Origin of the sequence: Streptomyces sp. NPDC053069, from assembly GCF_044546895.1 — a bacterium.
Taxonomy (GTDB): domain Bacteria; phylum Actinomycetota; class Actinomycetes; order Streptomycetales; family Streptomycetaceae; genus Streptomyces.
On the sequence record NZ_JBITZN010000005.1, the window covers coordinates 520,763 to 529,619 of the forward strand.

Annotated in this window: 6 protein-coding genes; 2 read left to right on the forward strand and 4 right to left on the reverse strand. The window is 69.6% G+C overall.

Translation table 11 applies throughout. The features are described 5' to 3' along the window. Positions 1-394 precede the first annotated feature (394 nt). Together ACIGXP_RS15135 and ACIGXP_RS15140 are read right to left on the reverse strand one after the other, a co-directional pair. Complete coding sequence (locus ACIGXP_RS15135; protein WP_399768379.1) at positions 395-2,941, reverse strand: Helicase associated domain protein; 2,547 nt, start codon at positions 2,939-2,941, stop codon at positions 395-397. A 54-nt stretch (positions 2,942-2,995) separates the two neighbouring features. Then, the gene (locus tag ACIGXP_RS15140) at positions 2,996-3,865 is read right to left on the reverse strand and encodes a hypothetical protein (RefSeq protein ID WP_399768381.1); all 870 of its coding nucleotides are present in this window, start codon (positions 3,863-3,865) and stop codon (positions 2,996-2,998) included. Between the two features lie 40 nt (positions 3,866-3,905). Here ACIGXP_RS15140 and ACIGXP_RS15145 point away from each other — a divergent pair, with 40 nt between their 5' ends. Beyond that, positions 3,906-4,421: a hypothetical protein gene (locus ACIGXP_RS15145; protein WP_399768383.1), complete on the forward strand. Its 516-nt coding sequence runs from the start codon at positions 3,906-3,908 to the stop codon at positions 4,419-4,421. A gap of 267 nt (positions 4,422-4,688) precedes the next feature. Here ACIGXP_RS15145 and ACIGXP_RS15150 read toward each other — a convergent pair whose 3' ends face one another. Further along, positions 4,689-6,884 carry a tetratricopeptide repeat protein gene (locus ACIGXP_RS15150; protein WP_399768384.1) on the reverse strand — a complete coding sequence of 732 codons (2,196 nt, stop codon included), beginning with the start codon at positions 6,882-6,884 and terminating at the stop codon, positions 4,689-4,691. Then, positions 6,881-7,300 carry a hypothetical protein gene (locus tag ACIGXP_RS15155; RefSeq protein ID WP_399768386.1) on the reverse strand — a complete coding sequence of 140 codons (420 nt, stop codon included), beginning with the start codon at positions 7,298-7,300 and terminating at the stop codon, positions 6,881-6,883. The genes ACIGXP_RS15150 and ACIGXP_RS15155 overlap by 4 nt, the downstream gene beginning before the upstream one ends. Before the next feature lie 275 nt (positions 7,301-7,575). On the opposite strand from ACIGXP_RS15155, the gene ACIGXP_RS15160 reads away from it, so the two are divergent. Continuing rightward, positions 7,576-8,442: a GNAT family N-acetyltransferase gene (locus tag ACIGXP_RS15160; RefSeq protein WP_399768388.1), complete on the forward strand. Its 867-nt coding sequence runs from the start codon at positions 7,576-7,578 to the stop codon at positions 8,440-8,442. The last annotated feature ends 415 nt before the right edge of the window (positions 8,443-8,857 follow it).

Sequence of the window (8,857 nt, forward strand, 5' to 3'; positions counted from 1 at the left end):
CAGGCAATCGAATTGAGATTGCCCATAGGGCCCGCCACGGAAGCACGTTCACAGGCGCACGCCACCTACCGCGCCAGGGCGGTGAAACCGATACCGCAGGACCAGGTAGGACGCACACCGTCTGACCAACCGGGTGCTGTACATGCCCCCTCCAACCCGCTGGAGGGAAGGCCCGGCGGATGCGTCACGAGCGCGCTCTGTCGGCCGTACAGAGTGAGGATCAGCCACATCGCGCAGGGCTCGCACGGCCTGACCGGGCCGACGAGCGGCGCATCCAGCCTGAACCTCCCACTGGGCTCACGCGACGACCTGACACCTCTCCGACCTGCTGTAACAATACCGACCGCGCACGAGGGCGGCCTGCACCGAAGACCGATGCGTCCCCCCGACGCCGTTAGGTCCAGCGCATGCCGATGGCGGAGAGCTGTTCTACTCGCTCTGGCGACAGCGTGGCGGCTCTGCTGCGTTGGTTGCCGATAAATGCACCAAGCCGGATCTGCCATTCCTCCTGGTCCTGGCCGCTACAGTCCTTTCCGTCGCCGACGACGATCGTCTCTACGTGCTTCCTCGGCACCCGCAGGTGCCCCTCGCGCTCATAGAACTGCTTGGCGGCCGTGTAGTTGAGGGCCCATTTGTCGGCCTGGCTGCGCCGTGGCTTGGGTTTCTCGTCCTCGGTGGCGGGCTTGATCCCGAGGATGTGCTCCAGCATCCACTGCTGCACGGTGGTGAGCTTGTCCCAGCCGAGCCGCTGTGCCCGTACCCACCGTCCGAGGTCTTCGCCTTGGTGCACGACCATGCCCGGCGACGTGGGCAGCTGGCCGCCGGCCTGGAGATGCTGCCGGACGAGGTGGAAGCAGCGTTGCCACTCCACCGCCCAGCTCGGGCACCACGACGGATCGATGTCCTCGAGCTGCTCGCGCCGCTCCTGTGACAGCGCGCCGGCCGCCGAGCCGACCGGCACACCTTGGGCACGCCACTGCTCGATCTCCTGCGCCTTGCGGGCGGCGACCCTGGCGTTCTTCAGCCAGATGCCCACCTTGTAGCCCTGGTGGGCGGCGCCCAGCGGGGCGAGCAGGTGCCCGTTCGCCTCGGCCCAGCCTCGGGCGGCGGCGAGTCCTTCTTCCCACGCGACGTCGTACTGTGACCACACCATACCGAGCCTCTCAAGCTGCGCGATGCGGTCGGTGTCCATGTCGCCGCGGGCGTAGAACCTCCTGGCGTCGGCGATCCACTGCCCAAGCGGGAAACCGGCGAGCGTGGCCGGCCACCCCTCGCCGTTCTCCGCCTCTTGCTCCTGGTCGTCGCTGCCCGCGGTGGGAACGCGGTAGGTGAAGGGCACGCGCAGGTCGCCGTGGAGCCGGTGGTAGATGACTGCGGCTTCGATGCCGCGTCGCCAGTGGGCGTGTTCGGGGTTGAGCACGCGGAGGTTGATGAAGGCGGCCAGCTGCGTGGGGTCGCGGGGGATGGAGAACTTCAATAGTTCCCGAGCGGGCACCGAGAGTCGGTCGCTTCGGTCGCTGCCCGCTCCCTCCTCCTCCGCCCCACTGCGGCTCTGTACGCCTCTGGCACGGCTTGGCGCCTGGGGCTGCGCCAGAGCTTCCACGACCCGGGTGTCGTGTGCCCTGAGCGCTTCCAGCAGCTTGGCCAGGCCGCCGAAGGCCCGCGAGGTCAGCATGCTGTCGACAGTCTCCCCGGGCCCGAGCAGGACCGGCACCACGAGGGAGGCGACCTTTCCCTCACCGGGCTGCATCCGCAGCGCCCGGCCCACCGCCTGGACCAGATCCGGCATGGAACCGCGCACGTCCGCCCAGTAGACGCTGTCACAGTTGCGGATGTCGACGCCCTCGCCGAGCACCCGCACCGATCCCAGGAAGCCCTTCTCCACGACCGTGCCGTCCGTGGCGATCCCGGCCGCGAACTCCCCGAGGACCCGCCGTCGATGGCCCGGCTTGTGCTCGCCGCACAGCCAGTTGGCCCAGATCGTCTTCGGGTACAGCTCGGGGTCGGCGGCGTGCAGCCGGCCGGCGACGTGGGGGAGGCCGGCCGCGAACGCCTCGGCTTCCTTGACGACGTGGTGGAAGACGAGCGTGCGCCGGAAGTTCTCCTCCGCCGACGCCTTGAGCAGCGCCGTCTGGAGCGCGGCGAGCCGGGCCCCGCGGACCTCGTCCGAGCGCGCTTCAGCGCCCAGGAGCTGGGCGGCCCGGAGGTGGGTGTCGGTGATGTCCAGGCACACGACCTGGTACGGCGCGCAGATCCCCCGGTCGATCGCCTCCGACAGCGTCAGCGTGTAGCAGCGAGCCCCGAACGGCCCCTGTGGGTCGTCTTCCATGCTCGCCACCAGCTCGCCCGGCACGCCCTGGTCGGCGTCGTCGTCCAACTGCCACAACCTCGGGGTGGCGGTCATGTAGAGGCGGCGCAGGGCGGGGATGCGGGTGTTGTCGTGGACGACGGCCCAGGGTTTGCCGATCCGGCCGGAGGTCCGGTGTGCTTCGTCGATCACGATCAGGTCCCAGCCCGGCAGGCCGGCGGTGTGGGCGCGCTCGAGCGTGCCGAGCCCGAGCGAGGCGTACGTGGCGAACACCGTGACCTTGTCGAACGGCCGCACCCAGTCGACCAGCTCGCCCACGTCCGTGGTGTTGGGAAAGCCGGCCTCGTCTCCGCGCAGGGACGAGACTCCGATCATCGGGCCTGTGCGGCCGCCATCGCGCCACGCGGCCTCGGTCTGGGTGAGCAGGTCCAGCGAGGGCACGAGCACCAGGACACGGCCCGCGTGCAGCTCCTCCGCGCTACGCGCGGCGACGAGGGTCTTGCCTGTCCCGGTTGCCATGATCACCTGAGTCCGGAGCCCGCGTTCGGGGACGGTGTGGTGTGAGGGCAGCTCGAGTGCGCGGAGCGCGGCGTCAACAGCCTCCCGCTGGTGAGCGCGGAGAGTCCTCGTCACGGTTGGGTCCTTTGGTTCCTGGGGCAGCCGAGAGCGCGGCGGGCAGATGGGAGATTAGGGGGTGGCCTGGTTGGGGGCTGCTTGCTTGCGGCGTCGGCGGTGTTCGCGCTGGGCCTGGGCGCGGGCGCATTCGCGGGTGCAGTATTTGATCCCGCTGGTGCGGTTCTGTCCGTACTCGGCGCGGCCGCGCTGGCGAACGAAGGGTCGGCGGCACGTTTCGTTGGCGCACTCGCGGATCGTGGCGTCTTCGGCGAGGTGGTTGTACAGCTGGAGGAATGCCACGGAGAGAATGGTCGGGTAGCGGTCTTCCAGGCTGCCGGTGCCGATGCTGAATCGCTTCAGTGCACCGTTCAGCTCACCCTCCAAGTGGAGGATCCTGAACTCCGCGAGAAGTGCGCGCAGATGGTCTAGGTCGCGTGGCCAGACCTCCTCCAGGTGTGTGTTGTTGGCGCGCCACTGTGCCAGCTGTTCCTCACAGACCTCAGGCTGGATGAGTGCGTCGAGTCCGCCCTCGCGCCGTAGGGCCAGCCAGGTGGCGATGGCCGTCTGCGCCTCTGTGACGAAGAGCGTGGCCAGTTCGCCGTGCAGGGAGTACGGCCCGCTGGTTGGGTGTTCGCGCTCGTCGAGCTCCTTGAGATGCTCGTAGACATCGACGTCCCAGCTGCCGGTCTCGATGCGGCCGCCGAGGTGGCCGTAGGCGCGCATCATGGCCGCGATGGTGTTGAGGTCCTCAGGGTCGATTTCCATGAACTCCCGCAGGTAAAAGTCTTCCGGCACGGCGACGGTCCGCGAATGGGGCTGCGGGCGCCAGACGATCCACTCGGCATCCACTTGCGCCGTCTCAAGAGGAGTCAACTCCGGTACGGGCACCGGCGTTCCGGGCCAGAGTGTGGGACGAAACCGTGGGTCTACGTATGCCGCCATGTTGGGCATCATAGCCATGCGTATGTAGCACGAAAAGAGGATGGTTCGTATCACGCAGGTGGTGGGAGGGGCAGACACGGTGACGCGCTGGCAGGACCGCAAGAAGATTGGTGACGCCCATGAGCAACGCGTCGCCTTTGAACTGGAGGTACGTGGGTGGACGGTCCATTGTTGCGGGCAGGGCACTTACCCACCTGCGATCCAGCAGGCCCTGGCGCGCACTGGCTCGGCCCTGCGCTACTTCCCCGACCTCATAGCAGCCCGCGAGGGAGAGTTGGTTACCGTCGACGCGAAGGACCGCATGCCCAGCACGCACTCGGATCGCTATGCGATCAGCGCCGCCACGTTGAAGGCTGGCCTGCTGTTCACCGCCACCCATGCCCCAACGCCGCTGTACTACGTTTTTGGGGACCTGGCGGTTCTTACCCCTTCCGAGGTCCAGCACTACACCACGCACACCCGCCACCATCCCAGCGGAGCCTGGGTTCTGGTCACCACACGCCAAGCCCATCGCTTCGAGGAAGTCTTCGGTAGGGGCACTGCTCTGGCGGCATGAGCGAATCTCTCCGGTTCGGCGTGAAGCCGAGAGCGCTCGCGGAACTGGGTGGCAGTGACGTCGGCGAGGTGGTGGGTGCCGGCTCCTTCCCGCCCGCAGTGATCTTCTCGGCGGGCCCGCGGGGTATGCGCATGCGGCCCTTACAGGGCCGAGGCCAGCGCCCGGCGCGCCTGTTCCGTCTCGGTCGGGGATCTCACTGATCTTCGTCCTCGTGCTCCGCGACGCGGGCGCCCAGATCCAGCTGTACTCGCCGGGCGGCATGACTGATCAGGAGGCGGCGGGTCCTGTCCGGTAACGGTCCAGTGCTGCACTGTAGTAGCTGACGAACGGGTGCTCGGGACCGAGTACCCGTTCGTGGTCTTCGACCACCCGGCTCATCAGGTCCATCGCCTCGCCTCGGTGGCCCAGCGCGTACACGATCTCGGCGAGCAGCCCCCGCGCGGCGAACGTGAAACGGTTGTCCGGCCCCAGGATGCGCATGCGGTCCTCCAGCACCCGGCGTGCCACGGGCTCCGCCTCGGTGAACCGGCCGAACTGCCACAGTGCGTAGGCCTGCATCTGGCGGGCCATGACCAGCGTGGGGTGGTCCGCCGGCAAGGCCCGTTCGCACGCCGGGATTAGCAGCGCCAGCTCGGCGTCGCACTCCCGCTCCTTGCCGAGCTGCGACAAGACCTCGGGCAGGGACGTCCAGGTGTACAGCGTCTCGGAAGAATCCTCGCCGAGCACTCGGCGCATGCCCTCGATCGCGCGGCGAAGCCAATGTTCGGCCTCCTCGTCCCTGTCCAGCAGGTCGAGCGGCCGGTGCAGGCCGGCACAGCTGCGCAGGGTGTCCGGGTGGTCGGGTCCGAGCAAGGCCTCCCGGCGGGCGAGCACCTGCCGGTGCACTGCCTCCGACTCCTCGTAGTGGCCCATGCGGAACAGGGCCCTGCCCACCACGTCCCGCGCGTCGAGCGCCACCGGATGGTCCTCGCCCAGCAGCGCACCGGCCCGGTCGGCGACGGCGCGTGAGAGCACCATGGCCACGCCGTAGTCCGCTGTCTCGTACACCTGCCGCACTAGCCGCACGCCAAGGGCCGCCGACCGCTCCTCCGGTGCTGTTTCCAGCAGGCGCGAACCGTGAGGGGCCAGCAGGGCGAGTGAGCGGCGCGCCAGGGGCGTCTGCGTGCCCCGCTCGGGCAGCGCCTCCTCCAGCAGCTGTACGGCCACCTCACCGAGGACTCTGCGCTGCCCGTGTGAAACCCCCGAGGCCACGCTGTCCAGCAGCACCCCGTGCGCCTTGACGCAGCGCACCCCGTCCGTCTCGACCAGCTCGACCAGCGAATGGTCGAGAAGCCCGCGCAGCGCGGCCTCCAGACGCTCCGGGGCCAGCTCCGGCTCGAGCCCGGCGACCGCGATCTCCGCTCGGGCCAACGGCGTCAGCAGGCTCAACGGCACCGGATCAGCCGCCAGGAACGACAGCAGACGCAACACGGTCGTCGCCTCCGGCAGCCCTTGTCTCGCCAGGGCGTCAAGGGACAACTGCCAAGTGCGGCCGACCAGATGGCGCGACTGGATTCCGCCGTACCCACTGGCGCCACGGTCGACGATGGCCGTTGACTCCTCGTCCAGTTTGCGCGCGTACTCGTCCATGGACCACGACTCCAGGAGTTGGCGGGAGAGGTGGGAACCGGCCAGGGTGAGCGCGAGCGGCAAGCCGTCCAGGCGGGCGGCCACCTTCCGCGCCGAACGCAGATCCCCCGCCTCCGGCGCCAGATCGCACAGGACCTGGGCGGCGTCGTCCAGCGGCAGCACGCTCAGGGAGTGGCGGTGGGTGCCGGGCGCGTGCCACAGCGGGGACGTGGCGTGCCGGGTGGTGACCAGGACGGTGCCCTGCCCGCTGGCGCGCAGCCAGGCGCCGTCCTCAAGGATCGTGGGGTCGTCGGCGTTGTCGAGGACCAGCAGCCATGGTTCGGCGGAATGGCCAAGGTAGTACCAGGTCAGGTCGGCCGGCGCTCGCTGTCCCGCAGCCGCGGCCGCCAGCTCCCCGCTCGACGCGCCCCGGTCCCCGGCCACTGCCAGCATCCCGGCCCGTAGGGACATCCGCTCGGAGGCGTTCACCCAGAACCCGACACGGCTGTGTTCGCGCACGGCCTCGGTGAACAGCCAGTACGCCAGCGCGGTCTTGCCGCAGCCGCCCATGCCGTGCACGACGTGAATCTCGCCGCCGTGGCCGACCACGGCGGTGCTCAGCACCTGGCAGAGTTCCGCCCGGTCGCGCAGCGGCCTAGGCGGGCGGCCGACGAGCGGAATCCGGACGGAGTCGGGGGCGGCCGGCCTGGATCCGTCGGTGGACGGCCCGGCCCCGTCTCCGAAGAGCGGACCGGCGCCGACGCTGTAGTGATGGTGATGTTCCTGGACGTACTGGTCCCCGGTCGTCTGAAAGATCCGCCCCTGTCCCGACGCCCGGGCTCCGAGTTCGCTCACCGCTCGGTGATGTGCTGGTCACGTCCGGCCTGGTAGACCCGGCCGCTGCCGGAGACATCGGCGTTCAGCCGGATGTCGACCGAGGCTCGCTGGTCCGGGAGCTGCGGGTTCAGCTCCGCCAAAATTCGGCGCAGTTCCTCGGCGACCTCGGGACGGGCGGCCAGCAGGCGACGCACCCTTGCCTGCCACTCGGCGGCCAGTTCCGCCTCCGTGGCGGCGTCGCCCGACTGCTGCGCGAGCAACAGGTCGTCACGGGCGGCGTCCAGTGCGCCGGCGACGGCCTCGGCGCGCTCCGGCTGGAAGCGCCGCCAGAGGGACACCAGACCCTCGCGGGCCGCATCCCAAGCCTGCCCGGCCATCAGTGTCACCACCGTTGTCCCCGCCGTCCTGGCGAGGTCGGCGATCTCAGGTCCCATGGCCGCCTCCGTTGCCTACGGCCGCCGATAGTAGCCCGATCCACGTGCGGGGTCTGCGGGTTGGTGCCGTGTAGCCCACCCACTCCGTGTATCAGTCCTCGGCGGTGCCGGGCACGCTCCACGCGCCCAGCGAAGGAGAGGAATGGCTGCGAGGGGCCGTCGAGCACGGCGCCACTCTGACGGCCTGACCCTCACTCCGCACAGCCTCAGGAAGGCGCCCAGGCGCCTTCCTGAGGCCACTACCCGCTTCCTGGACACAGAAAGGAGCACCGTGCATGGTCGTGTACGTGAGCCCTGTACTGGGCGTGAGCCTGCGCCCCTACGCCCCGACCGACCAGACGGCAGTCCTGGACCTGATCAACGCCGACCGGCTGTCCGGACAGCCCCTCACCACCCCGGCCATGCTCACCGAGGCGCTGGCGGGCCGCTCGGGCGTGGATGCCGGCTGGTGGGCCGAACTCGACCGCCCCGCCACGTCCGTGGCCACAGACGCCACCGGAGCCGTCCTCGGCGTCATCTCCTACGCGCTGCGCCCCAAGGACGCCCACGGCGTCATCCTGTGGCTGCACTGCCGCGAGAACGAGACCGTGGCCCGCGCCCTGCTCGACCACGCCGCCCATGTGATGGGCCCGCACCCCCTGGAAGCCTTTCAGTTCGCTACCGCTCTGACCCTGGGTCTGGAAGCCCTCCCGGTACGCCACCGCCCCGCCACCCACGCCGCCCTCACCGCCGCCGGGTACGCCGGAACCGGCCTGTGGCGCTACATGCACCGCACCCTCCCCGCCCCCGAACTGCCCCGCCTCACCCACTACGCCACCGAACCCGCCACCCCCGACACCCGCCGACTCCTCGTCACCGAACACGGCAAGACCCTCGCCGACGCCACCATCGGAACGCCCGTACAGGGCACCGGGGTTCTGTGGTGGATCGGCGTTGAGCCCGCCGCGCGCGGGCGGGGACTCGGCCGCGCCCTCCTCGGTACCGCGCTGGACGTGCTCCACGGCATGGGCACCAGCGAGGTGATCCTGTTCGTGGACGATGACGCACCGCCAGGTGACGGCCGGGACCGGACCGCCGCCAAAGCTCTCTACGAGTCGTCAGGATTCGAAGAGATCGACCGTCTGCACTCATTCACGAAATAGCGAAGACCGCTATTGTGGGGAGGCCCCGGAAAGGGGCCTCCCCGTTTTTGAATTGTAGCGGTGGCGGAGCCTCATTCCAGTCTCTATCCGAGGACTCAGTTTGAAGCACCCCGAGGATCGGGGCGTTCACTGCACCCCGCCGGGGGTGGTGCGCTGCTTCAACCGAACCACCCCACCCCCGTCCTCTTGCTGCTGCGTCAGGGCCGCGCGGAGCGTGGCCCGTTGCCTCGCACTTAGTGCGAGGCGCTGCGGCCGGAGCGCAGCGCAGGCCGCACTTGTCCTGGCTTTGCCAGGACGAGCCGCGTAGCGGCCCGCTCCTGGAGCGCAGCGGAAGGAGCGTCAACCTGACCGCGCAGCGGCCAGGTTGGGCGGAGAGCGCAGCGAACCGCCAGCGCTCACGCGGAGCGGGAGCGCA

What these genes read in the sequence shown, in the direction of transcription:
- ACIGXP_RS15140 (WP_399768381.1), bottom strand. Translation starts at nt 3,865, where the DNA reads ATGGCGGCATACGTAGACCCACGGTTTCGTCCCACACTCTGGCCCGGA.
- ACIGXP_RS15145 (WP_399768383.1), top strand. Translation starts at nt 3,906, where the DNA reads ATGGTTCGTATCACGCAGGTGGTGGGAGGGGCAGACACGGTGACGCGC.
- ACIGXP_RS15155 (WP_399768386.1), bottom strand. Translation starts at nt 7,300, where the DNA reads ATGGGACCTGAGATCGCCGACCTCGCCAGGACGGCGGGGACAACGGTG.
- ACIGXP_RS15160 (WP_399768388.1), top strand. Translation starts at nt 7,576, where the DNA reads ATGGTCGTGTACGTGAGCCCTGTACTGGGCGTGAGCCTGCGCCCCTAC.